Annotated in this window: 29 protein-coding genes; 7 read left to right on the forward strand and 22 right to left on the reverse strand. The window is 50.1% G+C overall.

Annotated features, from left to right (window positions below; genetic code table 11):
- Window positions 1–125: 125 nt before the first annotated feature.
- The 9 genes from nth to CLV36_RS14970 form a co-directional block, all read right to left on the reverse strand.
- Complete coding sequence (gene nth, locus CLV36_RS14930) at window positions 126–782, reverse strand: endonuclease III (protein WP_022735691.1); 657 nt, start codon at window positions 780–782, stop codon at window positions 126–128.
- Window positions 783–845: 63 nt separating this feature from the next.
- Window positions 846–1,832 (reverse strand): D-2-hydroxyacid dehydrogenase, encoded by a 987-nt coding sequence (locus CLV36_RS14935; RefSeq protein WP_181353094.1) that lies wholly within the window; start codon window positions 1,830–1,832, stop codon window positions 846–848.
- The gene (locus CLV36_RS14940; protein WP_106343206.1) at window positions 1,825–2,619 is read right to left on the reverse strand and encodes a class I SAM-dependent methyltransferase; all 795 of its coding nucleotides are present in this window, start codon (window positions 2,617–2,619) and stop codon (window positions 1,825–1,827) included. Before CLV36_RS14940 ends, CLV36_RS14935 begins: the two co-directional genes overlap by 8 nt.
- 75 nt (window positions 2,620–2,694) lie before the next feature.
- The gene (gene bcp, locus CLV36_RS14945; protein ID WP_106343207.1) at window positions 2,695–3,162 is read right to left on the reverse strand and encodes a thioredoxin-dependent thiol peroxidase; all 468 of its coding nucleotides are present in this window, start codon (window positions 3,160–3,162) and stop codon (window positions 2,695–2,697) included.
- A gap of 440 nt (window positions 3,163–3,602) precedes the next feature.
- Window positions 3,603–4,973, reverse strand: coding sequence for a sensor histidine kinase (locus CLV36_RS14950; RefSeq protein ID WP_022735686.1), 1,371 nt, complete (start codon window positions 4,971–4,973; stop codon window positions 3,603–3,605).
- Window positions 4,954–5,634, reverse strand: a complete 681-nt coding sequence (locus CLV36_RS14955) for a response regulator transcription factor (protein ID WP_022735685.1) — start codon at window positions 5,632–5,634, stop codon at window positions 4,954–4,956. The genes CLV36_RS14950 and CLV36_RS14955 overlap by 20 nt, the downstream gene beginning before the upstream one ends.
- Before the next feature lie 111 nt (window positions 5,635–5,745).
- Window positions 5,746–5,958 (reverse strand): hypothetical protein, encoded by a 213-nt coding sequence (locus CLV36_RS14960; RefSeq protein WP_106343208.1) that lies wholly within the window; start codon window positions 5,956–5,958, stop codon window positions 5,746–5,748.
- Window positions 5,958–6,170, reverse strand: a complete 213-nt coding sequence (locus CLV36_RS14965; protein ID WP_029071691.1) for a spore germination protein — start codon at window positions 6,168–6,170, stop codon at window positions 5,958–5,960. The genes CLV36_RS14960 and CLV36_RS14965 overlap by 1 nt, the downstream gene beginning before the upstream one ends.
- 31 nt (window positions 6,171–6,201) lie before the next feature.
- Complete coding sequence (locus CLV36_RS14970; protein WP_022735683.1) at window positions 6,202–6,627, reverse strand: Hsp20/alpha crystallin family protein; 426 nt, start codon at window positions 6,625–6,627, stop codon at window positions 6,202–6,204.
- A 148-nt stretch (window positions 6,628–6,775) separates the two neighbouring features.
- Between CLV36_RS14970 and gerPC the strand changes: the two genes are divergently transcribed.
- Genes gerPC through crcB form a run of 3 tightly spaced genes read left to right on the forward strand, consistent with a single transcriptional unit; the run spans window position 6,776 to window position 7,883 of the window.
- Complete coding sequence (gerPC, locus tag CLV36_RS14975) at window positions 6,776–7,105, forward strand: spore germination protein GerPC (protein ID WP_223248013.1); 330 nt, start codon at window positions 6,776–6,778, stop codon at window positions 7,103–7,105.
- A 56-nt stretch (window positions 7,106–7,161) separates the two neighbouring features.
- Window positions 7,162–7,515 (forward strand): fluoride efflux transporter FluC, encoded by a 354-nt coding sequence (locus tag CLV36_RS14980; protein WP_106343209.1) that lies wholly within the window; start codon window positions 7,162–7,164, stop codon window positions 7,513–7,515.
- Window positions 7,512–7,883, forward strand: a complete 372-nt coding sequence (crcB, locus tag CLV36_RS14985) for a fluoride efflux transporter CrcB (protein ID WP_181353095.1) — start codon at window positions 7,512–7,514, stop codon at window positions 7,881–7,883. Before CLV36_RS14980 ends, crcB begins: the two co-directional genes overlap by 4 nt.
- A 4-nt stretch (window positions 7,884–7,887) precedes the next feature.
- Here crcB and CLV36_RS14990 read toward each other — a convergent pair whose 3' ends face one another.
- From CLV36_RS14990 to CLV36_RS15015, 6 genes are all read right to left on the reverse strand, one after another.
- On the reverse strand, window positions 7,888–8,673 hold the full coding sequence (locus CLV36_RS14990) for an ABC transporter permease (RefSeq protein WP_106343211.1): 786 nt from the start codon (window positions 8,671–8,673) through the stop codon (window positions 7,888–7,890).
- A 1-nt stretch (window position 8,674) separates the two neighbouring features.
- Window positions 8,675–9,460 carry an ABC transporter permease gene (locus CLV36_RS14995; RefSeq protein ID WP_102993747.1) on the reverse strand — a complete coding sequence of 262 codons (786 nt, stop codon included), beginning with the start codon at window positions 9,458–9,460 and terminating at the stop codon, window positions 8,675–8,677.
- Window position 9,461: 1 nt separating this feature from the next.
- On the reverse strand, window positions 9,462–10,469 hold the full coding sequence (locus CLV36_RS15000; protein ID WP_106343212.1) for an ABC transporter ATP-binding protein: 1,008 nt from the start codon (window positions 10,467–10,469) through the stop codon (window positions 9,462–9,464).
- A gap of 298 nt (window positions 10,470–10,767) precedes the next feature.
- A complete protein-coding gene (locus CLV36_RS15005) occupies window positions 10,768–11,526 on the reverse strand; it encodes a sporulation protein (RefSeq protein ID WP_022735676.1) in 759 nt (252 codons plus the stop codon).
- 57 nt (window positions 11,527–11,583) lie between these two features.
- Window positions 11,584–12,342, reverse strand: a complete 759-nt coding sequence (locus tag CLV36_RS15010; RefSeq protein ID WP_054095621.1) for a sporulation protein — start codon at window positions 12,340–12,342, stop codon at window positions 11,584–11,586.
- Between the two features lie 46 nt (window positions 12,343–12,388).
- A complete protein-coding gene (locus CLV36_RS15015) occupies window positions 12,389–14,239 on the reverse strand; it encodes a coiled-coil domain-containing protein (RefSeq protein ID WP_106343213.1) in 1,851 nt (616 codons plus the stop codon).
- A 199-nt stretch (window positions 14,240–14,438) separates the two neighbouring features.
- On the opposite strand from CLV36_RS15015, the gene CLV36_RS15020 reads away from it, so the two are divergent.
- From CLV36_RS15020 to CLV36_RS15035, 4 genes are all read left to right on the forward strand, one after another.
- Entirely contained in the window at window positions 14,439–15,737 is a 1,299-nt protein-coding gene (locus CLV36_RS15020; protein WP_106343214.1) for a glutamate-1-semialdehyde 2,1-aminomutase, read from the forward strand.
- Between the two features lie 87 nt (window positions 15,738–15,824).
- Window positions 15,825–16,211: a globin domain-containing protein gene (locus CLV36_RS15025; RefSeq protein ID WP_029071690.1), complete on the forward strand. Its 387-nt coding sequence runs from the start codon at window positions 15,825–15,827 to the stop codon at window positions 16,209–16,211.
- A 245-nt stretch (window positions 16,212–16,456) separates the two neighbouring features.
- Entirely contained in the window at window positions 16,457–17,506 is a 1,050-nt protein-coding gene (locus CLV36_RS15030; RefSeq protein WP_106343215.1) for an alpha/beta fold hydrolase, read from the forward strand.
- Between the two features lie 482 nt (window positions 17,507–17,988).
- Entirely contained in the window at window positions 17,989–18,216 is a 228-nt protein-coding gene (locus CLV36_RS15035) for a hypothetical protein (protein ID WP_022735670.1), read from the forward strand.
- A gap of 50 nt (window positions 18,217–18,266) precedes the next feature.
- Here the strand turns inward: CLV36_RS15035 and CLV36_RS15040 are convergent, their stop codons facing one another.
- The 7 genes from CLV36_RS15040 to cyoE form a co-directional block, all read right to left on the reverse strand.
- Complete coding sequence (locus tag CLV36_RS15040) at window positions 18,267–18,743, reverse strand: hypothetical protein (RefSeq protein ID WP_146130654.1); 477 nt, start codon at window positions 18,741–18,743, stop codon at window positions 18,267–18,269.
- Window positions 18,727–18,978, reverse strand: a complete 252-nt coding sequence (locus CLV36_RS15045) for a hypothetical protein (protein ID WP_106343217.1) — start codon at window positions 18,976–18,978, stop codon at window positions 18,727–18,729. The genes CLV36_RS15040 and CLV36_RS15045 overlap by 17 nt, the downstream gene beginning before the upstream one ends.
- Window positions 18,979–19,403: 425 nt before the next feature.
- On the reverse strand, window positions 19,404–19,709 hold the full coding sequence (locus CLV36_RS15050) for a cytochrome C oxidase subunit IV family protein (protein WP_102991430.1): 306 nt from the start codon (window positions 19,707–19,709) through the stop codon (window positions 19,404–19,406).
- Between the two features lie 3 nt (window positions 19,710–19,712).
- Complete coding sequence (locus CLV36_RS15055) at window positions 19,713–20,336, reverse strand: cytochrome (ubi)quinol oxidase subunit III (RefSeq protein ID WP_022735667.1); 624 nt, start codon at window positions 20,334–20,336, stop codon at window positions 19,713–19,715.
- A complete protein-coding gene (gene ctaD, locus CLV36_RS15060) occupies window positions 20,336–22,255 on the reverse strand; it encodes a cytochrome c oxidase subunit I (RefSeq protein ID WP_022735666.1) in 1,920 nt (639 codons plus the stop codon). Before ctaD ends, CLV36_RS15055 begins: the two co-directional genes overlap by 1 nt.
- Window positions 22,256–22,324: 69 nt before the next feature.
- Window positions 22,325–23,308 carry a cytochrome c oxidase subunit II gene (gene coxB, locus CLV36_RS15065; RefSeq protein ID WP_022735665.1) on the reverse strand — a complete coding sequence of 328 codons (984 nt, stop codon included), beginning with the start codon at window positions 23,306–23,308 and terminating at the stop codon, window positions 22,325–22,327.
- Between the two features lie 130 nt (window positions 23,309–23,438).
- Window positions 23,439–24,398 carry a heme o synthase gene (cyoE, locus tag CLV36_RS15070; RefSeq protein ID WP_106343218.1) on the reverse strand — a complete coding sequence of 320 codons (960 nt, stop codon included), beginning with the start codon at window positions 24,396–24,398 and terminating at the stop codon, window positions 23,439–23,441.
- Window positions 24,399–24,468 lie beyond the last annotated feature (70 nt).

The following is a 24,468-nucleotide window of genomic DNA, read 5'->3' on the forward strand; positions in this document are numbered from 1 at the left end:
TAAACATAGAAAAAACTCCTTATAGAGTGTTTTTTATTGATTCGACAAAAAAGGCTGCTGACCCTGCCTTTCAAGGCAGTTTGTCAGCAGCCTCAGCTGACAAGATCTCTTGTCAGCTTTTTGTCCTATTTTTTCACTGGTTCCACCTGTTTGCCATACCAACAATAAGGGTATAGATCACACTGGTGGCATTTGGGGCTTCTTGCGCTACAGATGCGGCGGCCATGCCAGATGATACGGTGGTGGGTATCACTCCACTCGGCGCGAGGGACGCGTTTCATCAGCTGGCGCTCCGTCTCGAGCACATTTTCGCTGTCGGCGAGGGCTAGGCGGTTGGCGACACGCTGAACATGCGTATCGACGGCCAAGGCTGGAATACCAAAAGCGTTGCTCAGGACAACATTGGCCGTTTTGCGTCCGACGCCGGGAAGCGCCTCTAACTTCTCCCGGTCTTGCGGCACTTCTCCACCGTATTTCTCCACCAAAATCTCACAGGTTTTCAGGATGTTTTTACTTTTATTACGGAACAAACCCAAGCCCCGGATATGCTCCGCCAGCTCCGCTTCGGTCAAGGTGAGAAACGAATCGGGGGTGGGGAATTTGGCGAAAAGTCCCGCCGTCACTTTGTTCACTTGCCGGTCGGTGGATTGTGCCGACAAGATTGTGGCGATCAATAATTCAAACGGATTGCGGTATTCCAACTCACAGTGGGCATCCGGGTACATCTGCGCCAGGATGTCCAATATTTTTCTGGTCGGAACCCGCTTTGGTTTTGGCTTCATGCGCTTCTCCCTCCTCTCCCTGGTCATCGGTCATAATCAAGCCTTACCCATTATAGCATGGCCTCAGTAGCCTTTCTCGGCGTCGATTTCGTTCTCCATCCGTTTCGCGCCCCGCAAGTAGGCGTCCAAGTTGCGACGGAATCCCTCCAGCGCTCGGGTCATGTAGCGGGGCGAACGGCCGGAAAGATGGGGGGTGAGAATCACATTGTCCAGCTCCCAGAAAGGATGTGCCGCCGGCAACGGCTCTTGCTGGAACACATCCAATACGGCCTGGGCAATGGTTCGCTCCCGCAGCGCGTCGAGTAGCGCCACCTCATCCACCACGGCTCCGCGGGCGAGATTGATGAGGGTGGCCGTCGGCTTCATCTTCCTCAATTCCTCACGCCCGATCAGCCCGACGGTCTCCGGGGTCTGGGGCACAGTCAACACGATGAAATCGGCAAGCCCCAGCACCAAGTGCAGTTGGCCTATGCTCACCATGCGGTCAAAGTGTGGCGTTTCCCGACCGTCGGTATTGACACCGATGGTTGTCATGGCAAACGCTTGCGCTTTCTGGGCGATGGCTTGCCCAATCGCTCCCGCCCCCAACACAAGCAACGTTTGCCCCGCCAACTCTCCCACGCGGATGGTGCGATCCCACCGTTTGTCCCGTTGCAAGTCCCTCAGCTGATCGGTTCGCCGAGTGATCTGCAACATGACGGCCAGCGCGTATTCCGACATGGGGACAGCATGAATACCCCTGGCGTTGGTCACCCGAATCCCACGCGCGCTGATCGCTTGAAACGGCATCTTCTCCAGACCAGCGCTAATCACGTGAATCCAACGCAATTGGCGGCATTGGGCAATCCGTTCTTCATCAAGGTCTTCCCCGTAAGTGATCATCACTTCCGCATCAGGCAAAGCCGTTGCCGCTTGTTCGATATGATCGAAGAAAGAGAAGCGGACATGCGGATAATCCGTGGTCAATGCTTGCTGATGCTTACTACTGATTTTGGCCGTTGACACGACCCTGACCGCAGCGCTCTGTTTCCCCATCCAGCGCTCATCCATGCCGGTCATCCCTCTCGATCTTCCGCTTCACCGCTTCAATGATCAATTCTTCGCTGAATTCATCAAATGTACTGCGGTGGAAAGTACCATAGCTGTTCACGATCTGAAAACCGCACAGAGTCAATAAGTGAAAGCATTCCGTCGGAAACAGGTAGCGCAAGTCAAATTGGGCACGAACCCGTTCCAACTGCCGCCCTTCCTTGTCATAGCGATCCATGTAACGGATGACACGGGCGGTTTGACGGTAATGATCAAATTCAGTGTAATCGTTCACTTCAATCAACTCTTGCGTTCCAGGGACGGGAAAAGCACCACAATATGACAGTTTACTGTCCTTTTCAATCAAGTCCCACAGTTTGGGTACAAAGATATTAAAAGCGAAGAGGCCGTCATCGGTAAGATAGCGCCGAACACGCTTCAACGTCTCCACTTGGTCATTAACAGTTAACAAGTGCAAAAAGGAACGATAGGGAATGATAATCAGCGGAAACTGCCCTGTCAGCTCCATGCGAGCCATATCCGCTTCGATCCACTCAATCTTGTCAGCAAGCTCCATCTGTTCTGCTTTCTGCCGGGCACGGTTGAGCATGGCCGGTGAATTGTCTACGCCGACGACGGGAATTCCCGCCCGGGCAATCGCCAAACTGATCCTCCCCGTCCCGCACCCCAATTCTAGTACAGGTCCGCCACTAGCTTTCGCTAAATCCACATAGTAAGTCACATCCCGATCGAGTCCCGTTGAGGTCCAATCATAATAATCAGGCAAATCATATGCGTAATGCTCCATCCCACTCACCTTTCTATCGTGGTGAAATCAGAAGCGGTTTTCCCATCTAGGAAAACCGCCGGCAACAAGAATCAATTACTTCAACTGTTCACGGACAAAATTCAACACTTCTTCCACATGGCCGGCCACTTTCACCTTGTAATCCACTTTGGCCAGCTTGCCTTCGCGATCGATGACAAACGTGGACCGTACAATACCAATGGATTTTTTACCGAACATGTTCTTCTCTTTCAACACGTCATACGCCGTGCATACCGTCCCATCCGGATCGCTCAGCAACAAAAACGGCAAGTCGTGTTTTTTTATAAACTTCTCATGAGATTCGATCGAATCGCGGCTAATGCCCAACACAACGGTGTCCAACTCCGCAAAAGCGGCGTGTTTGTCGCGAAATTCGCAAGCCTCCATGGTGCAGCCGGGGGTGTTATCTTTGGGATAAAAGAAAAGTACCACATTTTGACCCCGAAACTCAGATAAAGATACTTTTCGGCCATTGGTTGCATCCAATGTAAAGTCAATCGCCGGTTCTCCTACCTTTAACATCTTGGCACCTCCACCATCCATTATGATTGACCCCATTCTACCATGTTCCGCACCGGAAAACCAAAATCGGTGTCACATCCATTCGTTTTTGGAAAATATGTTGGAGGAAGCAGGTTTCGCCGATTTATCCGGCGCCGGCCACCAACATGAAAAAGCGGGGAAACTCCCGTCACTCGGAGCTTCCCCGCTTTTATTTATATATCCGTATAAAGCAATGCTTGTTAAAAAAAATGCTTGATAATCCCTTGTACACTTTGGAGCGAGAAGACCGCTTTAATCCCCCAAACCGGCACAACTAACAGCATGATCAGGATTTCGGCAATCACTTTCATCTCGCTCAACCCTTTCATTCATATTAAAATGATGTATTTTCATCATAGAAGGGTTAAGTGAGATTATCATAAAAATCAGATTAAAAATAGATTAGAAACGAGAAGTGATTACACCCCTGGTTGTGCAGGCAAACGAACAATTACCTTGGTGCCCAATCCCAACCGGCTTTGGACTTCCATCGTACCTTGTGCCCTCTCCACAATCTTTTGCGCGATGGACAACCCCAACCCACTACCGGTTTGCGAGACATGCCTTTTCGCCCGGTAAAAGCGGTCAAACACCCGGGGCAACTCGTCTGCCGCGATTCCCTGCCCTGTGTCCTGCACAATGAGTTCGATCCATTGCCCCTCTCTGGTGCAGGAGACAGTGATCAAGCCGCCGTCTCCGGTGTACTTTCCGGCGTTATCAAGCAAGATATCTAACAATTCTTCCATGTCGGCCCGCCAGCCGATCACACCCAGCGGTTGCTCAGGCTCCTCATATGCAATCGTCAAGGCGCGGTGCACATGCCGCCACCGCTTAACCCGCTCAGAGACGACGGAAGTAAGCTCAAACGCTTCCAACTCGCTTGCCGGCTCATCCACTTCAAACCGGGCCAACCGAAGCAAGCGCTCAGTGAGCTTTTCCACCCGTTCCAGTTCCTCATCCATTGTCGCCAGCGCTTCTTCGGCCACTTCCCGCCGGCTGAGCCCCCACCGCCGTAACAAGCCTACATATCCGCGGATGACCGCGATCGGGGTCCGCAACTCATGCGATACATCACTGACAAAGGCATTTTGCTTCTGCATGCTGGTGTAAATGCGATCTAACAGCGAGTTAAATACTGTGGACAACAACGCAATCTCATCCCCTGTGGCCGGTATTTCCAAGCGATGTGCCGGCTGCCCCGGATCAAATGCCTGCACGGACTGGATGATCTTTGATACCGGACGAAACGCAAGTGCGACCGTCAGATACCCACCGACCAAGACAAACAAGAGCAAAGCCACAGATGCTGTAACCAATACGCCCAAGGCCATGTGCAAATATTGGGTGACAAAGGAGAAGTCGGTGTACAGCTCGATGCGTCCCCGATCCCGCTCAATCGGCGTGGTCAGAATAAGGACACTCTTTGAACCCACCTGCACCAAGCTCCGCCGGGGAGCAGCTTGTCCCTCCTGCAAAAACACTTCGGAAGGAATCCCCTTGTCCACAACGCCGGCGGCTTTACCGGCGAAAATGATCCTGACTGCCTGACCGTGTTCGATCAACGACGGCAACCAAACCGAATAGGGCAATTCCGATAGTTCTTTCTGTTCATGAACCTGCTTGATCGACGCCAGTTTGCTCTTAAGAACGGTTTCTTCGGTGTGGACCAGCCAATTTTTCAGAGCAAAGTACACGAAAATATGAAACAAAACGAGGATGCCGATTAAGCCCACTGTCAATAGCAACGACAAACGCCAACGAATGGGCATTTTAATGTTCGCGAATAACATAGCCAACCCCTCTGACCGTCTCGATGATGTTTTGGCATCCCATTTGCTCCAATTTCACACGCAAATAGCGGATATAAACATCCACCACGTTGGTATCTCCCGTGTATGAATACCCCCACACTTTGTCAAGAATCATTTCCCGGGTCAACACATGGTTTTTGTTTTGCATCAGGTAGGCGAGCAAATCAAACTCGCGCGTCGTCAATTTCAACTCTTTTCCCGCCACCGTCACCGTCCGTTCTTCCAACAGAACAACCAACGGATCGAGTGTGAGCTTGGTCAGCGGTTGACTCCATTGCGATTGCCGCCGTTCAATCGCCCGCATGCGCGCCAATAGCTCTTCAATGGCAAACGGTTTGGTCAGATAATCATCCGCGCCAGCATCCAAACCGCTCACCCGGTCAGGCACCGCATCGCGCGCCGTCAGCATGATGATAGGCACCTGGCTTTGCCCGCGGATGCGGCGGCAAATCTCCATGCCACTTAAATCAGGCAACATCACATCCAATATCAACATGTCCCACTGGCCCGTTTCCCACAACTCCAACGCCTTCCTGCCCGTTGGCGCGACGGTTACCCGATATCCCTCATATTCCAGCTCCAATTGGAGAAAACGGGCGATGTTCCCCTCGTCTTCCACCAACAATACGTTTCTACTCATGCCATCCTCCTACTGCCATGCCTTCTCCGTTTCATTATACTCCGATTATAGACGTTTCCACTCTTGCGATGATAGGAGACATCCTCCCATGCACCTTTTCCCGGTTCGGTTTTAATCATGGTTACTGGGGCCTGGCCCGATAGGTCCGGGAGGCAAGGGTGGTGGTGTGCTGGGCTCCGTTTGGGGCTGGGACGGTTGCGGTACCTCCTCCTTCTCTTCCTCCCCGGCGGCCTTATTGACCAGATTAAAAGTGGTACCGACATTGAGCGAAGCGGCATCATACACCGCATTAATTTTGATCGCGCGGATATAGATGTTAATCATTAACCACCACCGCTCCCGTCAAAGAAATCAGGATCGAGATAGACGTTCTTTTCCAAATCGATGTTGCGCGGGAAATCACCCACGGGTGACGATCCCCCAAGTGACTTGGTTAACGCTTCTTGCCCAATGTTGATGGTGCTTCCGAAATTGATCGTCGCCGCGCTGGAAACGCTGTTGATCTTCACATTAAAAATGTTGTTGATGGTGCCCAAGTGCGCTTCCCCCCTTTACACCGGTCTCATGTTAGGACGTCTCCTTGATTCTCAGTTTGGAAGCTCCTCGCTTGCTGGGGAGTTTGTTAAAGCGGATTTCCAAAACCCCCCTGCGGTAGCGTGCACTGGTGTAGTTTTTGGACACGGGGGCTCCTAAGGGAATGCATTTTTGAAATTCACCCCGGCTCCGTTCCGCCAGCGTCATGCGATATCCGTTGTAAGGGATTGAAAAGCGTCCAGACAGCCACAAGGTATCGTTCTCCACCTTCATTTCCAATGACTGAATATTATCCATTCCCGGCAAATCAACAACGACAATCACTTCGTTTTTCCCATGATACACATCCGCTGCCGGCCCTTTGCGCTCCGCCGCCGAAAGGATATCTTCAAAGAAGTCATCCCCCAAAAATTGGCGCGCCAATTGGTTCCATCCTTTATTGGAAAGTTGGCTTATCATCGCAAGCTCCCCCTTTGCTCCCGCCTGGCTTTTGCGTCCGCAGTTGCCCATATTTTATGCATTGCGTCCCCCACTTGTCACAAAAGGTTGCATGAACCGGTGTACAGCCTCCATATACTTTAACAAGACGACAGAGGAGGGACCCCGGTTGCATGGATACGACCCCGACCACATCCTGCGCATACTTTGGGAACGGATCTACTCGCTGGAAAATAAATTGCAAATGCTGGTAAATGAAAACGAAGCGTTGCAACAGCAGGTAAAACAGCTGAAGCCCCTTCACATCGATAAAATCGAATACAAAATCCATGAATTGCATGTGGAAACATTGAGCGGCACCTTGAATATCGGCCTGACCGCAACAGGCGAAGAAAATGGTGTCGGTGAAATCATCGAACAGGTCGTCAAACAGCAGGGAAACACCCACATCGGCGGTGACGATGATGACACCGAGGACACAGCCCCGCCTGGGGATTGATTTGCTCCTCCCTATTCCCTATGCTAAAGGCATGGATTTGTGAAGGAGGAACTACCATGCGCGACATCATCGCAGTGGCCATTGGCGGCTTTGTCGGCACCACTTTGCGCTTCGCCGCGTCCAAATGGATTCCCACAGCTCATTTCCCATGGGGCACATTGGCTGTGAATCTGATCGGATCGTTTTGTCTCGCTTTAATCACTTATGCACGGGGCTTTCCCCTCCATCCTCGGATTCGGCTTGGATTGGCGACCGGACTGATCGGCTCATTCACCACGTTTTCCACCTTTTGTGCGGAATGGTTGAGCCTCCCCTCCCCGGCAGCTTTCGGATATGGCAGTCTCTCTCTCATCGGCGGACTTGGATGCGCGTGGTTGGGGGCGCAGATCGGAAAGGGACGAAATGCATGATGACCACAATATTCATCGGATTGGGCGGCAGTTTGGGCGCCGTCGCCCGCCATCTTATCGGAAAGTGGATCAAAGCCCACTGTTCGCGATGCTCTTTCCCCTGGGCCACGTTTTTGATCAATGTGAGCGGCTGTTTCGCGCTCGGACTCGCCCTCGGCTCTGCCGGCGCTGAATCACTCGCCTCAGCCTTGGCGCACAGCCATCCATTCACCACTGGTTTTCTCGGCGGATTTACCACTTTCTCCACGTTCACTGTAGAATGGTTGGAGTTATGGCAAACAAAAAACCGATTAGCCGCCATGCTGTATCTCTTGTTCAGCGGCACAATCGGTCTGTTGGCTTGTTGGACAGGCTATAAAATGATGTGATGCCTTAATTCCCTGCTCCCCGGTAGTGCTTGATGCCGCGGTTCCAGCAAAAGATACCGAAAGCCAAATAGGCGGCCCCCACCACCGGGGTGAGCAAAGCATATATCTTCCATTCACCGTGATCCAGCAGATAGCTGGCCGGATAGAACCCGACAAATGCAAACGGCAAAATCCAAGTCAATGTGAACTGAATTATTTTATGATAAATATTGGTCGGATAGCGACCGTAGTTGCTGATATTAAACATAATCGGTTGAATATCCGATTTGGAATCGGTGTACAAGCTGATGCTGGTCAGCGCGATGAAGATGCCTGCGTAGATCAGCACACCCCCCAGCGTGAATACAACGAACAACAGCGGATCATACCAAGTCCAGTCCAGATCCAGATGCCACCCGGCCACGCCCATCACGATGCCTCCCGTCAGCACCCCGATCAGGGATTCGGGAGCCATCGTCTCCATGATGACCTGCACTAAGCTGTGCACCGGCCTCGTCAATACCCGATCCAATTCTCCTTTGATGATATAACGATCATTAAAACTCCACAGATTTAAAAAGGAAGAAAAGATCGCCCATGGGATTAGGAAATACCCATAGATGAAAATCACTTCAGCTTGGCTCCACCCCTTCAAACTCGGGGTATGTTGGAACACGACCAGGATGAAAACCAGATTAAGCCCTTGGTGAAAAAAATTGCTAATGAATTGAACCAAAAAATCGCCGCGATAAGACATGCGGGTCTTCATATATTGTTTGAAATACTCGACTAACAATCGAAGATGAAACATATTAGCCCCCCTGCACAATCAAGGTTTTACGCGCTCTCAGCCAAATGAGTTGCACGGGGATTGCCAACAGGACGCACCAAGCCGCCTGCACCGAGAGCGCATGCCAAAACGCATCCCCCGAGAGGCCTTTAACGAGCACCATGCTGGGCAGATAGCTGATCGCCTGGAAGGGCAGGTAGCTGAGCACCGCCTGCGCCCATCCCGGGAAGAAGGAGATCGGGATTGTCAATCCGGACAAAAGATCCACAATCATGCGTTTGGCCCAAATCATCCCTTCATTGTTCAAAATAAAAAAGGCCAGCACCCCTGTCAGCAAGTTCACTTCCACATTGATGATAAAACCAAGGAACAAGCTACAGGCAAACTTCAACCAATCCCACGATAATCCGGGAAGATCCAACGGAAACACAAGCGACACCACCAGCATGCCCGGCACGCTGAACAGTAGCAGACGGAACACGCCCTCCCCCAATCCTTGAAATGCTTTAACAATCAAATAGTGGTATGGGCGGATCAATTGGATCGCCACCGTGCCGTCCCGAATTTCTTGCGCAATCTCCCGATCCAAGTTGTTAAAGTAAAAAGCCCGCGCCATCCAAGAGACGGCGATATAGGTAGCCATTTGCACCGCGGTCAGGCCCTGCAACGAGGGCTTATCCCCGTAAATAGACATCCACAGAAAATAATAGACGCCGATATTGATGCTGTAAATCACGATCCCGCTGTAATAGTTCACACGATAAGCCAACATCATCAGAAACCGGATGCGGATGACTTCCAAATACATTTTAAGCAAGCGTCATCCCCTCCTGGTAAATCTTGCGCACAATCTCTTCCGTCGACACTTCTTCAATCTGCATCTCGACAATATGCACATGCTGAACAATTTGCGCTAACACGTCGGAGACAGCCAAATCAGGTTGTTCCAAATGCAAGACGACTTGCCGCTCCCCTTTTCGCTCCCAGCGAAGCGGCATGCCTGCCGTTCTCGCTTCCAGCTCGCTCATGTCCACTTCCCGCGCCAACTCGAAGTGCACTTTTTTCCCTTTGGCCCAATTGCGGCGAAGCTCTTGCAAACCGCCGTCATAAATCACTTTGCCCTGATCTAGCATCACTACGCGGGAACAAAGAGCTTCAATGTCGGAGATGTCATGTGTCGTCAACAGCACAGTCGTACCAAATTCACGGTTAATCTCCCGCAAAAACCGGCGGATGTTCTCTTTCACCAGCACATCCAACCCAATCGTCGGTTCGTCCAAAAACAACAACTTCGGTTGGTGGATCAGCGCCGCGACCAATTCACACCGCATCCGTTGCCCAAGGCTTAGTTTGCGCACCGGCTGATCCAAAAGCCCACCGATGTCCAACACCTCGATCATCCGGTCCAGCCGTTGTTTATAGTCGGCGTCAGGCACTTGGTACACTTGTTTCAACAGCCGAAAAGATTCTTGCACGGCGATGTCCCACCACAACTGGCTCCGTTGCCCGAAAACCACGCCGATCGTCTTGACAAATTTCTCCCGCTCCCGGTGCGGATCGAAACCATTCACTTTCAATTCACCGGCCGTCGGTTGCAAAATACCGGTCAACATCTTGATCGTTGTCGACTTTCCGGCTCCGTTTTCACCGATGTAGGCTACCATCTCACCTTGTTCAATCGTCAAATCAATGGCATCTACCGCGCGAATGGTGCGATATTGCCTGTTCAGCAGATCGCGAAACGCACCCTTGAGCCCCGGGCGGCTTTGATACACCTTGAATTCTTTTGTCAGGCCACGCGCTTCAATCGAACGCATCCTCCCACTCCTTTCACAATCACTGCCATGAAACAGAAGGCTTGGGGATGGCCTTCTGTTGTTTTCAAAGATACTAACGAAAAAAGGCATTCCCAACATGGAATACCCAACTACTGTCTATTTCAAAAGCATTTTTCCCATTGCCTTCTATAGCATACCAAAAAAAAGTTTTTTTGCGAAGACATTATAAGCAACTTACTTTAATAAAGTTTCATTAAGCCGCTTTCTCAGCCCTCGGCTATCGCACCGACTGATCTACAAAAGCCAACTTCCCGCGCGAGAAGTTGGCTTTTCTCCTTTACAGATGCTGATCAATCAGTTGTTTGATTTTCGCTTGCAATTGGGTAGTGGTATGCTCCACTTCCTTTTGCGACACCGTGAACCGAATGATCCGCTCATCCAAATTTAACGCCTCTTCCATCGAACTCATCAGGTCGACGGCTTTGCGATCCAATGACAGGATCACGTCCACTTCACTCATATGCGGATAGAAGACAAGGATGATTTCATCCAACTCCGCTTGATAGGGCCCCAACGGCGCAAGGCGGTATTCTTGGACAAACGGATGGCGAGAATAAAACTTGTCGAAGGCGAAGTTGACACTGCTCAAACGAAAGCCCACCTCTTCTACCGCGTGCAACACGGTATCGACTAGCGGGTGGGGCAAAATCTCGATTCCGTCCGTATCACTTGGATCCACTGCCATTTTGATGTCCAAACCCGTTTTCACATAAATGGGAGAACCTCCCGTCGATACCGGTGCATCATACGGTAACTGGAATTGGAACGGCAACACTTGCGTTTCCCGCACACCGATCTCAAAAGCGTCCGTCAGGCGGAATTCATCGATGACGTATTCATGCTCAGACCCTTCGTGCTGGTACTGCATGACCAAATATAGATAGATATCCTCAATCAGTTGCGGGGCTTGTCCTCCTTGCACGAATACCTCCCCGCGAATGATATCCCCCTGGCGATATGTGGCTTTTTCCAAGCGGGTGTCCACTTTGGCGGAGCCTACACCGATGCTTGCTAACGCTTTACCAAAAAACGACATATGCTCAAGCTCCCTCTCTTCTAAGTGAATTTATTTTTTACCATGTATCCTACGCCTTTAGGCCAAGGTATTACCCGGCTTGCGGTTCAACATCTCCTGAATCTTCAACAATGGATCGTCGGCGACTTTCTGATCATTGATAAACAAGGTGCCGTTAGGATCATGATATTCCCACGCAAACGAGCTGTTAAGTACCCGTCCCGAACGGATCATTTCGATTTCCATATGAATGCTGACTTCAGAGACAAAAAAGATAATATTCAATTCATCAACGTAGCCGTGGTAGCGACCCGTCGGCTTGAATTGAAACATCTGAAAAAACGGGTGCGGTTTGGCCGTCGTATCATGTTCATTGTGGATCCGGTACAAGATAAAACCAGCGTCCTCCACTTGTTTGAGCAACTTTTGCACCAGCGGAGTAGGAAACACTTCAATTTTATCTAAATCTGTTGGATCAATGGCCATTTTTATATCCAAGCCGGTTTTAAAATAGACAGGATAATTACCTGTCGACATGGGCGTGGACATCGGAAGCTTGATCTGGAACGGAATCAGCTTCCGCTCTTCCGCTTGGATGGTAAATGGTTGGGACAGTTGGTACTTTTCAATGGTCACTTGCGTCTTCTTATCTCCCTTGGAAACATCGGCAACCAAATAGAGATAGATGGTGGTGATATCCTGTGGTGCCTGCCCCCCTTTGACCAACACCTCGCCTTTGACGGTGTCACCCGGATGAAATTGTTTTGATTCAAGGCGCGTATCAACGGTCGCTGACCCAATCCCGATACTCGCCAACGATTTGAAAATCGGCATCATGCACTGTCACTCCTTCACATGGTAAAAAAGGGAGAGACTGGGCGGCTTAAGACTCATCGCCCATCATCTGCTTCATATATTCTTCAAACTGCAATGCCAACTGATCTTGCTCCTGGCTTTCACGCTCCAACTTCTCCTGGCGCAAGCTGGCTTTCTCCTCGCTGCCTCGCTTTTCTTTTTCCTGCTTGGCTTCGGCTACCGGTGGTTGCGGATCAACCTGTTCTGGTTGCTCCTCCGCCGGCGGCGTTGGCTCCGCTTCGCTCTGTGGCTTGCCCTTTAACTGATGATCCTTGGGCAATAAATCAAACAGGCTTGCGCGCGGTTTGGTGTGTTGCGGAGTGATCAGGTAACGCTTGGATGTCTGTTCAAGCTCCTCCCGCTGTTTCTCCAACCGTTCCTTGGTCTTGCTCTCCAGGAGTTCCCGTTGGGCTTTGAGCATCTCTTCTTGGCGCCGCCGGAATTCTTCTTCTTGTTTTTCCAAGAGCTTTTGCGCCAACACTTCAAATTCCTTTTGCAAGCGCTCCTTGAGCTCCTCCTCTTTGCGTTCCAGCTCCTGCCGCTTCTTCTCCCACTCCAGTCGTTCCTGCTTCAGCTTTTCTAATTCGGCTTGCACACGGTCCTCTTGCTCTTTCTCAATCCGTTCGCGTTCACGCTGCTCCCAGGCACGGCGCTCTTCTTCCTGCCGGGCGCGCTCCGCCTCCTCACGCTTGCGCTTTTCTTCCTCCAACCGCTCTTGCTCTTTTTTCTCCTGCTCGAGGCGCTCTTGTTCTAGTCTCTCTTGTTCTTTTTTCTCTTGCTCGAGCCGCTCTTTCTCTTCTTGCTCACGTTCCCAGCTTTCTTGTTCTTCCGGTTCAGTGATGCGTTGCTTAAACTCTTCTTTCTGCTTGGCCAAAAGCTCCCGCTCTTTTTGTTCAAACTCCTGGCGTTGCTTTTCCAAGAGCTCCTGTTGTTTGCGCTCCAATTCTTCCCGTTGTTTCCGCAACAGCTCCTCTTGGCGCCGCTCAAACTCCAAGCGCAACTGCTCTAGGCGCTCTTCTTCCAACTTGCGATAGAGCTGTTCCTGTTCTTCTCTGTTGTCCGCGGGGGCCACGGGCGTTTCGGTAACCGGGGACGGTTCCTCATCCTTCTGCTGCTTCGGCACCGGCTGTTCTTTAGCGGCTTGCGCCTCCACTTTTTTCGGTCGCGGTTTGGTTTCCTCTTTTGTCGAGCCGAACAGGAAATCGAAGAACCCCCCGCCCTGCTTCTGCTTTTTCTTGTACGCATCAATCTGGGACAGCACCGACTCAGGCGATTGTTTTTTCAAGCTGCGCTGGATCAGCCTGGACATGGGCTTGGAACAAGGAAAGTCGGCTGGCATTTTGTCCAACGGCTCCTCCAAGTACTGACCTGAAAGCAGGCTGAAAAAAAACGAACCCCAATCCAATGTGCGCGATTGGGCCGTAATCTGTTCCAATCCGCAAAAAAGTACACGTAATTCATCCTGGTCGTTTAGCCCAATGTTGCGCGGATCCAACAACAAATACATGGGCATGGGCTTGGACTTTAACTCGATTTCCAAAGAAAGTAGCTGACGCCCCCACTCGACCACTTGATCTTCATCAACCTCCCGCGAAGAAATTACTTCACGCAGCGGGTGAATCGCCTCATAAGGTCGAATGAATACGATGGAGCGCTCTTCTGTATATACTTCGTCATACGGAAGCACAAGCGGATGGTGCAAAGTGCGGTATTGCTGAATCGCCCGCGAAGGGGCTTGCTTCTGTAACATTGCGGATTGCAAATAAAACCGTTGGTCGTCTTTGCGAGCCACCGCGAGTTCCCCATCAAAAAATTTTACGACATGTTCTACCCGATAACCATTTCGGTATATTTCACCCACTCCAAAAAACGACAACATTCTTCGCCTCCAAACATTTCTTCCCAATTCCAACAACCAAGTTATATTCTTACAATCCGTAAAAACCGTATATATTCCCAATCTGAGAATATCACAGGTGCAAACGTTGAGACAACAACAAGTCTTGCGCCTCGAAGCCTAGGCAGTATGGGAAAACAGCGTTACAATTGACAAAGATGGAATAAAGGAGGAAGTGCTATTGAAAATCGACCGTTCTATTCAATTATATAATGAAGCGTGCGATGTGATCGTGGGCGGTGTGAACAGTCCATCACGGTCTTTTCGTGCTGTGGGCAACGGCACGCCCATTTTTATGAAAAAAGCGCAAGGACCATATTTCTGGGATGAGGACGGAAACCGATACATCGATTATTTGGCCGCATTCGGCCCTATCATCTTGGGTCACGCTCATCCTGTCGTGACTGCCGCCATCATCGAAACGGCTTCCGCTGGCGTGTTGTATGGCACACCTACAGAAAAAGAGGTGCGGTTTGCCACCATGCTCCGTGAAGCGATCCCGACCATGGAACAGATTCGCTTCGTCAACAGTGGCACCGAAGCGGTGATGACCACCATCCGCTTGGCCCGCGCCTACACCGGCCGCAACAAGATACTGAAATTCGCCGGTTGCTATCACGGGCACTCCGACTTGGTGCTGGTTGCTGCCGGTTCGGGTCCTTCCACACTCGGCACGCCCGACAGCGCAGGGGTTCCCGTCAGCATCGCGCAAGAAGTGATTACAGTCCCCTACAACCGGATCGACACTTTGCAAGAAGCGCTCGACCATTGGGGCGATGAGATCGCGGCGGTCTTGGTGGAACCTTTGGTCGGCAACTTCGGCATCGTTCCGCCTAACCCTGGCTTTCTGCAAACAGTGAACAAGCTGGCTCATGAAGCGGGCGCGCTTGTGATCTATGATGAAGTGATCACCGGCTTCCGCTTCCACTACGGCGGCGTCCAAACCATGTACGGTGTCGAGCCCGACTTGACCGCTCTCGGAAAAATCATCGGCGGCGGCCTGCCCATCGGCGCCTATGGCGGCAAACGGCATATCATGGAAAAAGTCTCACCGATGGGACCGATGTACCAAGCTGGAACCATGGCTGGCAATCCCCTCTCCATCGCTGCCGGAATCGCCTGTGTTGAAACCCTCAGACAACCCGGGACTTACGAACGGTTGGATCAAATGGGCAAAACCTTGGCAGACGAGATCAAGCGCTTGGCCAAGAAACATGGCATCACGATCAGCCTGAACCGGGTAGGGGGAGCGTTCACCGTCTACTTCACCGAAGAGCAGGTGACGGATTATGAAGGCGCGAAGCGAGCTGACGGTGAGCTGTTCGGCCAGTTTTTCCGATTAATGCTTGAAGAAGGCGTCTATTTGGCCCCATCCAAATATGAAGCTTGGTTCCTCACCACCGCCCATAGCGAAGAAGACATCCAATTTACTGTGCGTGCCGTAGAACGGGCTTTCAAAAAGATGAAACCCTCTCACTGAGAGGAGTTGCGGTGACGCAAACGCGCTAGCAAATTAAGGCAACATTGGATTAGGGCCTGCTCTGGAGCGCCCCATTAGGAGGTGTACATAATGGATCAAACGAAAACACCCTACGAAGCCATCGGCGGCGCAAAAACGGTGCGCGCGATTGTGGAGGCTTTCTACCCACGAGTGCAGGCGCATCCCTTGCTGAAGCCGATTTTCCCTGAGGACATCACACCTGTGATGGAAAAACAGAGGTTGTTTCTCACGCAATTTTTGGGTGGCCCTCCCCTGTATTCGGAGAAATACGGCCATCCGATGCTTAGGGCGCGGCACCTCCCCTTCCCTATCACCCCCGCCCGCGCAGAAGCGTGGTTAGCTTGCATGAGCGAAGCATTGGACGAAGCTGGGGTACAGGGAGCTGTCCGCGAGTCACTGTGGGCGCGGCTAGTTATGGCGGCGCACCATATGGTTAATACAGAAGATCAATAACCCTTGGGGACACGCACGCAACCATCCGCGGCGTGTTCTCTTTTTATTTTCCCGCTGTTCGGCGCGCGCACACCACCATGCGACGATTTTTCTCCTTTCACCTTCCCTCTGCGCTATTGCCTTTCGCACATTTCTCGGCAAGCAGGCAAAATTTATCCAGTTCTTGAAGGAAATAAGTAGAAAACAGAGAATATTTTATCCCCAAACCAAACTTCTGCAAAATCGCTCAAAAAGGTGGGAATTTCATGTTTAAGAGTAGAACCCCCCAATTTTTCGACTTGAAGAAAAGAAAAATTGAGGGCAGTGTTGCTACAATTGAAAAAATCATACTGGGTGGGCAGGAGCAAACCATCATGGTTCGCGGACGGGATCAAAGCCATCCGTTGCTGTTGTTTCTGCACGGGGGACCCGGGTTTGCCCAGATTGGTTTTGCCCGCCATTATCAACAAGAGCTGGAAAAACATTTTTTGGTTGTGAACTGGGACATGCGCGGCACGGGAAAATCATTCTCCCCACGGCTGTTAAAAGCGGACATGACCATTCAGCAACATATTGACGATATATATGAATTGATTCAATACTTGCTGACTCGCTTCAACCAAAAACGCGTCTTTTTGGCCGGCCATTCTTGGGGAAGCATCCTCGGGTTACTGTTCGCCCAAAAACATCCAGAGCTTCTCCACGCCTATATCGGTATTGGCCAGTTGAGCAATGTGGAAAAAGGGGAACTCATCTCCTACCAGCATGTGCTGATCCACGCGCGGCAATTGGAAAAACGGCGGGCCATATCCGCATTGCAACGGCTGGGGTACCCCCCTTACAAGCGCACACGCGACCTGTACGCACACCACAAATGGGTCTCCCGCTTCGGAGGAGATGTGAGAAAAGGGAGCATTTTCCGTTTCTTGTTGCGCGGCTTCTTTTCTACGGAATACACACTTCTCGATTGGTGGCGCTATTATAAGGGGATGCGCCTGCACATGCGCAGTATCGGCCGAGAGATTATGCGCATCAACCTCTTTGACGATGTGCAAACGATTGCAATACCTGTCTATTTATGCGTGGGCAAATATGACTATCTCTCTCCCCATGAATTACAACAGCGTTTTTTCGACCATCTATCCGCGCCTGCCAAGGACTTAATTTGGTTTGAAAACTCAGCTCACTGCCCCCATCTGGAGGAACCATCGTCCTTTTTGATCACGATGTTGCGGATCAAGGAAGAATTGCTTATCCATAAGCAAAAGGATCTGTTGCGGCTGAAGAGTCCCCTTGGCATCGCCCAGTCAGGATAGCCCCGTTTCAACATTCGCTCGCCGCAATAGATGGAATATTCTAATCATTGCGGCGGGCCTAGTGAAACGGCTCGAACACCACATCCTGAGAATCCTATCATCGCCACAATCTCCCCGTCAGGCTCTCTCCATGCAACGCTTCCACCCAGTTTTCACCACATCCAAACATCTTCCCCGTATGCTTCTATTTTTATGACTGAAAACCATCTTTCATCATCTTAATCACATCTCAAGAAGGTGCCAGTGATGGTTCTAGGTATTCATCCGAAAGGACAAATATGGAAAAATCGGCGCAAACCCCTGCCATTTCAACATCTATACAGCCATTTTTTTTAAAACGAGGCATAATTAGATGGAAATAGACTTTAGAAATTCAAGATTTTATGAGAAAATAGTTAGTAGGAACATGAACGTAACTTACGTTTCTCCTCTTTTGCAGATTATGGATGACTGCACCACCATACTGGAAAGGAGAGAATGATTTGAAACCAATCAAATCTTTGCAAACAGAAGACTTGCTCGTCCCTGCAGTCGAGACCGCTCCTTGTTCCATCTGTGGCAATGAAGCGCGATATGTGGAGATCAGCTTTGAATCGCCGATCTGCTCGACCGACTGCGCCAAACGGATGTGGAAGCAATATGTTGACACCCAAGTGTCTCGCAAATATCGAACCATCGAAAGCTCTGCTTTTTTCCCTGAAACCAAATAAAACAGCGGACAGCCGATTTCGCGTAAATCCAGGCTGTGCGCTGTATTTTTTCATTGCTCGAGCGTCAATGGACCAATTCTCTTCTTTTGCAACTGCATGGCCGCTTGTAGCTCCGTCTTGTGATCGACAAAAAGATACTCTGGCTTGACGGTGCGTTTTTTGAGATCAACAGGCATCAACACTAGCGACTCTTTATACACATCCACCACCGCATAGGTGGCATTTCCTTTCCGCGCAACCAAATATTCCACTTGGTTGGAAGCCACCAAATATCCGCTGGCGCTGGAGACGGACATCATAATCACAATGAATAAAGCCCCTGCCGAAACCCACTGTTTGTACACTGCTAAGATAAACAACGCCGCCATAAAAAGAATGAACAAGAGCAGATAAAAAACAATCAGCAACAAAGATTGCTCCACTCGAAAATCTAGTTTTAATCCCAACATGAACCCGACCGAAAGCGGTAGCAATACCGGCAACAAATACTGGCCCGTTCGTCGCAAATGATCATGTTGCGTGAACACCCAAAACAACAAACCCACTACCACAATGCAAGACATCAAAAACAATGGCATTCAAACTGATGTCGGCATAAAGCGAAGGTAAACCGAAATAAGCTTTGTAGGCACTTTCTGACAAATAAGCTGCGAAGTATCCTAACCCGGTTACCGCACCCAGCCCCAGACCTTCAGACAACTCAAACCTTCTCACCACGGAAACGTCATTCAGCTCTCTCTTTCCAAACCAAGTTGACAACATGGTATACATCCCTCAATTGTTGGTTCAAAGTGATAAGATTCACCATTTATAATAACGTTTAAATCATACAAAATAAACGAGATTCGTACAAAACAGATGGCAATTATTTTTTAAAACACAAGCATTCCTATACTACTACTCAAAAAAAGACGCAAAGAAAGAGCCTTCCCGTTGCCGCCTGTTGATAGACGCAGGATGGATGATCACTGGGCTAACGACACACACAACCGCATATCAAGAATGCGTAACGCAAGGGCTGTTTTAACAAGCCAAATCGATTTAAAGTAGCAGATGCTAAAACGGCTAGGCCGCATCCTCCCATCCCATCTCCCAAGATAAACGGAGTGACACGAAAAACACCGACGGATGCGGCAATCAAAACAAAAAGCCCTTCTCGTCCGCTTTGGACGGAAGGGCCTTGATCGCTACATCAGGATGATTCCCACAGCAGAAACCACCGCAATCAAAATGCCTGTAACCATAAAGATCGTGTAAAACGCGGTCCCTTTTTGATTCAAATGCATAAAGGTGAAAAGTTGCAAGAACACTTGAATCGTAGCCAAGACAAGGATCAGCGGCAGAATCATGTTCGTCGGAACAATATCATACATCACAAGAGCAAACGCTACTACCGTCAGGGCAATCATCAGCAAAAACGACAAGACGTGTTTTGTCGCGCTCTCAGAACTACCCGATGGAGCATGATTGGATGTGTTAGGTTGCTGTGCCACCGCTTAACCCACCTTTCCGAGCAAGTATACCAAACTGAAAATGAAGACCCAGACTACGTCGATAAAGTGCCAATAAAGGCTGGATACAAACAGCTTGGGAGCCGTTTCCTTGGTGATGCCCCGTTTAGCCGCTTGAATCATGAGTGTGGAGATCCAAATGATCCCGAAGGTAACGTGCGCGCCGTGCGTGCCGACCAGCGCATAGAACGAAGAACCGAACGCGCTGCTCATAAACGTGTGCCCTTCATGGACATAGTGAATAAACTCGTAAATCTCCAGACCCAAGAACGAAGCACCGAGCAACACGGTGATGCCCAACCACAATTGCATCGCTTTGTAATTCAGCTGGTTCATCTTCATCATGGCCAATACGCTGGTCAAGCTACTGGTCAGCAGGATGGCCGTTGCTGCGGCAACCAATTTCAAGTCAAACAACTCTTGTCCGTCCGGGCCGCCCATCGTTTGATTGCGCAGGGCGAGATATGTCCCGAACAAGCAAGCGAACAACACCGTCTCTGCTCCCAAGAAGAGCCAGAAACCAAGCACTTTATTCTTACCGTCCAAGGTTGCCGTTTCCAGATGGTTAGGCATATTGGGGTTTGCCTTCACTTCGGTTTGTGCTGCCATTATGCCTTAACCCCCTTATTCGCTTCTTCGATTTCATGCGGTTCGATATGATAGCCGTGATCTTGATCAAACGAGCGCATAAACATAGCGATGAACACAATGATCAAGCCCAGAATCCCCATCGAATAGTCGCCGCGGGCCACGAAACCAAACCCAGAGACGAAGAATCCGATCGACATCAATAGCGGAATGAAAGATGGAGATGGCATATGAATCGAACCGAGTGGTTCAGCCGCCGGCATTTCTTTATTGCCCGCTTGCTTCTCCATAAACCATGCGTCATAACCACGAACCAATGGCAATTGTGCAAAGTTGTACTCTGGAGCTGGTGAAGAGATCGACCATTCCAACGTACGTCCGTCCCATGGATCGGCCGGAGCCTTCGCACCTTTCTTGAAGGTGATCACAATGTTGAAAACGAACGCCAACGTACCAATTACCATACCGATCGTCCCGATGGTGCTAAGCATGTTCAACTGTTCCAGGCCCACATTGGCTTGGTAAGTGAACACCCGACGTGGCATCCCGAACAATCCCAAGAAGTGTTGCGGGAAGAAAGTGAGATGGAAACCGATCAGGAACGTCCAGAAATGGATTTTACCCAACGTTTCATTCAACATCTTACCGAACATTTTCGGCCACCAGTAGTAGGCACCTGCGAAGATACCCATGACCGTACCACCAACGAGCACGTAGTGGAAGTGCGCAACAACGAAGTAACTGTCTTGATACTGGAAGTCTGCAGGTGGCAACGCCAGCATGACCCCTGTCATCCCACCCATCACGAAGGTGGGGATAAAACCTACGGCAAACAGCATGGCTGTCTTAAACCGGATTTGTCCGCCCCACATGGTAAACAGCCAGTTGAACACCTTGATCCCGGTTGGCACGGCGATGGTCATCGTCGCTACCGCGAACACCGAGTTGGACCATGGACCCAAGCCCACAGTGAACATATGGTGTACCCAAACCATGAAGCCCAAGAAGCCGATTACCACGGTCGCGAAAACCATGGAGGTGTAACCGAACAAACGCTTTTTGGAGAACGTGCTGATGACTTCCGACATGATACCGAAAGCCGGCAAAATCACGATATATACTTCCGGGTGACCGAAGATCCAGAACAAGTGCTCCCAGATCACGGAGCTACCGCCCATGGCGTGGTCAAAGAAGTTGGCTCCGAACAGCCGGTCGAACATCAACAGCAACAGACCCACCGTCAGCGCCGGGAAGGCGAACAGGATCAGTGCTGAAGCAATAAACGAAGTCCATGTAAACATCGGCATTCTCAAGAAAGTCATACCCGGTGCACGCATGTTGATGACGGTGACAATGAAGTTCAAACCACCGATCAACGTACCGATACCGGAAATCTGCAAGCCCAACACATAATAGTCTATCCCAGGTCCTGGGCTATAATCATTCAATGCGAGCGTGGTATAAGACGTCCACCCGGCATCAGGCGCTCCGCCAAAGATCCAGCTCAGGTTGAGAAGAAGTCCCCCTGCTGTAAACAGCCAGAAACCAAGCGCGTTCAAAAACGGAAACGCAACGTCGCGCGCCCCGATTTGCAACGGAATCACGGCGTTCATCAGACCGAAAAGCAACGGCATCGCTGCCAAGAAGATCATTGTCGTGCCGTGCATGGTCAACAGCTGGTTAAAGGTATCCCCCACAAACAGGTCGTTATGCGGAACAATCAACTGCATCCGCATGAAGATTGCTTCGATACCACCGATGAGGAAGAAGAAGAAACCCGAGATGAAATACATTATCCCAATCTTTTTATGGTCCACCGTGGTGAGCCAATCCCATGCTTTGCTCTTCTTGAATTTTTCGATGGCCTCCTTGTTATAGCCACCCGTTAAAATCGCCGTGATGAACAAAGCAAAGACGATTAGCACGATAAGCGTCCCCATGGTGTTCCCTCCTTCTTAAACGAGATGTTCAAAATAATTTGTTGTCAGTCAGGGCCGTAAGGAAAAAAATTACTTACGGTTCATCAGGTAATCAACCAACGCGTCCATTTCTTTCGGCTCCAAGTAGTCAATTTTCGGCATGAGTGTGCCAGGTTTGACACTTGTTGGATCTTTGAGCCATTTTTTCAAGTTCTGCTCATCATGCGGCAAAATACCAGCAATGGTCGTGCGTGTACCAAACTTGTTCAAGTCCGGGCCGATGATGCGTGGGTTCGTGCCAGCGTGGCAACCCAAACAGTTTTGCATGAAGATTTTTTCGCCTTCTTTTTGGGATGTCGTTTGCGCTACGGCAGGCTTTTGCATTTGCGCTACCCATTTGTCGAAGTCAGCCTGTTCTTCGGCAATGACTTTAAAATCCATCAGAGCATGTCCTGCACCACACAACTCCGCACATTTCCCTTGGTATACTCCCGGTTTTTTCGCGTCCAGCCACATCGTGTTAACACGACCGGGAATTACGTCCATTTTACCGCCAAGTGCAGGCACCCAGAAAGAGTGCAATACATCTTTACCGTGAATTTCCAAATGAACTTTTTTGCCCACAGGAATATGTAATTCCTGAGCGGTTTTGATGTTCATTCCTTCATATTGGAACTCCCACCAATATTGATAGCCAGTCACTTTTACTTTGATGGAATCTTCTTCGCGAGGCATATCCGCCAAATCAAAGGTGTATGTCACCGTTGGCACCGCCAACACCGCCAACAAGATGATCGGTATGACAGTCCAAATGATCTCAAGAGTGTTGCTACCATGAGTCTGTTCCGGCATCACATCTATGCCTTTGCGTTTTCTGAAGCGGATAAGAACATAAATAAAGATCGTAATTACCACTGCAAAAACCCCACACATGAGGAAGAAACTCCACTTGATGAGGTCAAGTTGCTTTTGTCCCGCAGAACCGGATGGGTCCAAAACGTTTAAACTGTCATGGCCTTGGCATCCAGAGAGGACCAAAGTCGCGAGCAACAGCACTGTCAATACTCGCCACATTCCTTGTCGACTCACCACGATCAAACCTCACTTTCTGTTAACTTGACCCGCCCCAACGTAAATAGCGGGACGGATCACTGAATTCACAGTGCAAAAGAAATCTATATCAAGCTATTTATAAGCACTGTTTCTATCTTGTTAGCATTGCGATGCCTTCTGTAATGACCACATCCAACATCATGACCAACAGAATCGTTGTCAAATAAATCAAGGAGTAGAAAAACATCTGCTTTGACCATTTTACTTGATCATCTGTATAAAACCCCTTGATAGCCAAAGCGACATACACACCACCCAGCACCAGGGCACAGATCAGATAGAACCAACTGCCGGCACCGGTCAAAAAGAGCAATACGGATGATGGGATCAATAATAGCGTAAAGATCAGCGTCTGTTTCTTGGTCTCCTTCAACCCTTTAACAACAGGAAGCATCGGAATGCCCGCTCGGCGATAGTCATCTTCTTTCAGTATCGCCAGCGCATAAAAGTGCGGAGGCTGCCACATAAACAGAATCAAAAAGAGCGCCCAGGCATTCAAATCAAGCGAATTGGTCACTGCAACCCAACCTAGCATCGGGGGGACGGAGCCGCACACACCACCAATGACTGTATTCCACGTGCTTGTGCGCTTCAACCACATGGTGTAGATGAATACATAAACCCCAAACCCGACCAATGCCAAGGTAGCGCTTAAGAGATTCACCCCAAAGGCGAGCGCGAGCGTCCCTAACACAGTTAATAGGGTTCCATACCACAGGACCGTCTTCGGTTTTAGCCTTCCATCCGGTACGGGCCTAGACTTGGTACGCTCCATTAATGGGTCGATGTCACGGTCATAATAGTTATTGATCGCGCATCCGCCCGCTATGACCAATGCCGTGCCCAAGAGGGTGAACACCAGCGTGCTCCAGTCGAACAACGCAAACCTCGCCGCTAGCAAATACCCGGCAAATGTAGCAAACAAATTGCTTTTATTGATGCCCGGTTTGGTCACTTCCACAAAGTCGCGCCAAGTTGCCCTTGAAGCCGCTTCGATCGATTCGAGAATCGGTTCAGCAGCTGATTGCTGAGGCACAGATCGTTCCACCATACAGACCTCCTTTCCAACCAAGAAACCTCGAAGCCAAGTTAAACGTTTTCACACGGACAAAAATGGTTCA

It is taken from the genome of Laceyella sediminis, assembly GCF_003003125.1.
Lineage (GTDB): Bacteria > Bacillota > Bacilli > Thermoactinomycetales > Thermoactinomycetaceae > Laceyella > Laceyella tengchongensis.

Excerpts from the sequence above, each read along its gene's own strand:
- CLV36_RS15045 (WP_106343217.1), bottom strand. The coding sequence starts at position 18,978 with ATGTTGTCAACTTGGTTTGGAAAGAGAGAGCTGAATGACGTTTCCGTG.
- CLV36_RS15005 (WP_022735676.1), bottom strand. The coding sequence starts at position 11,526 with ATGTCGTTTTTTGGTAAAGCGTTAGCAAGCATCGGTGTAGGCTCCGCC.
- CLV36_RS15055 (WP_022735667.1), bottom strand. The coding sequence starts at position 20,336 with ATGGCAGCACAAACCGAAGTGAAGGCAAACCCCAATATGCCTAACCAT.
- CLV36_RS14980 (WP_106343209.1), top strand. The coding sequence starts at position 7,162 with ATGCGCGACATCATCGCAGTGGCCATTGGCGGCTTTGTCGGCACCACT.
- cyoE (WP_106343218.1), bottom strand. The coding sequence starts at position 24,398 with ATGGTGGAACGATCTGTGCCTCAGCAATCAGCTGCTGAACCGATTCTC.
- CLV36_RS14955 (WP_022735685.1), bottom strand. The coding sequence starts at position 5,634 with ATGAGTAGAAACGTATTGTTGGTGGAAGACGAGGGGAACATCGCCCGT.
- CLV36_RS14960 (WP_106343208.1), bottom strand. The coding sequence starts at position 5,958 with ATGATTAACATCTATATCCGCGCGATCAAAATTAATGCGGTGTATGAT.
- CLV36_RS15030 (WP_106343215.1), top strand. The coding sequence starts at position 16,457 with ATGTTTAAGAGTAGAACCCCCCAATTTTTCGACTTGAAGAAAAGAAAA.
- coxB (WP_022735665.1), bottom strand. The coding sequence starts at position 23,308 with ATGTGGCGAGTATTGACAGTGCTGTTGCTCGCGACTTTGGTCCTCTCT.
- CLV36_RS14935 (WP_181353094.1), bottom strand. The coding sequence starts at position 1,832 with ATGGATGAGCGCTGGATGGGGAAACAGAGCGCTGCGGTCAGGGTCGTG.
- CLV36_RS14950 (WP_022735686.1), bottom strand. The coding sequence starts at position 4,973 with ATGTTATTCGCGAACATTAAAATGCCCATTCGTTGGCGTTTGTCGTTG.
- bcp (WP_106343207.1), bottom strand. The coding sequence starts at position 3,162 with ATGTTAAAGGTAGGAGAACCGGCGATTGACTTTACATTGGATGCAACC.
- nth (WP_022735691.1), bottom strand. The coding sequence starts at position 782 with ATGAAGCCAAAACCAAAGCGGGTTCCGACCAGAAAAATATTGGACATC.
- CLV36_RS15015 (WP_106343213.1), bottom strand. The coding sequence starts at position 14,239 with ATGTTGTCGTTTTTTGGAGTGGGTGAAATATACCGAAATGGTTATCGG.
- CLV36_RS15000 (WP_106343212.1), bottom strand. The coding sequence starts at position 10,469 with ATGCGTTCGATTGAAGCGCGTGGCCTGACAAAAGAATTCAAGGTGTAT.
- crcB (WP_181353095.1), top strand. The coding sequence starts at position 7,512 with ATGATGACCACAATATTCATCGGATTGGGCGGCAGTTTGGGCGCCGTC.
- ctaD (WP_022735666.1), bottom strand. The coding sequence starts at position 22,255 with ATGGGGACGCTTATCGTGCTAATCGTCTTTGCTTTGTTCATCACGGCG.
- CLV36_RS14990 (WP_106343211.1), bottom strand. The coding sequence starts at position 8,673 with ATGTTTCATCTTCGATTGTTAGTCGAGTATTTCAAACAATATATGAAG.
- CLV36_RS15010 (WP_054095621.1), bottom strand. The coding sequence starts at position 12,342 with ATGATGCCGATTTTCAAATCGTTGGCGAGTATCGGGATTGGGTCAGCG.
- CLV36_RS14940 (WP_106343206.1), bottom strand. The coding sequence starts at position 2,619 with ATGGAGCATTACGCATATGATTTGCCTGATTATTATGATTGGACCTCA.
- CLV36_RS14970 (WP_022735683.1), bottom strand. The coding sequence starts at position 6,627 with ATGATAAGCCAACTTTCCAATAAAGGATGGAACCAATTGGCGCGCCAA.
- CLV36_RS14995 (WP_102993747.1), bottom strand. The coding sequence starts at position 9,460 with ATGTATTTGGAAGTCATCCGCATCCGGTTTCTGATGATGTTGGCTTAT.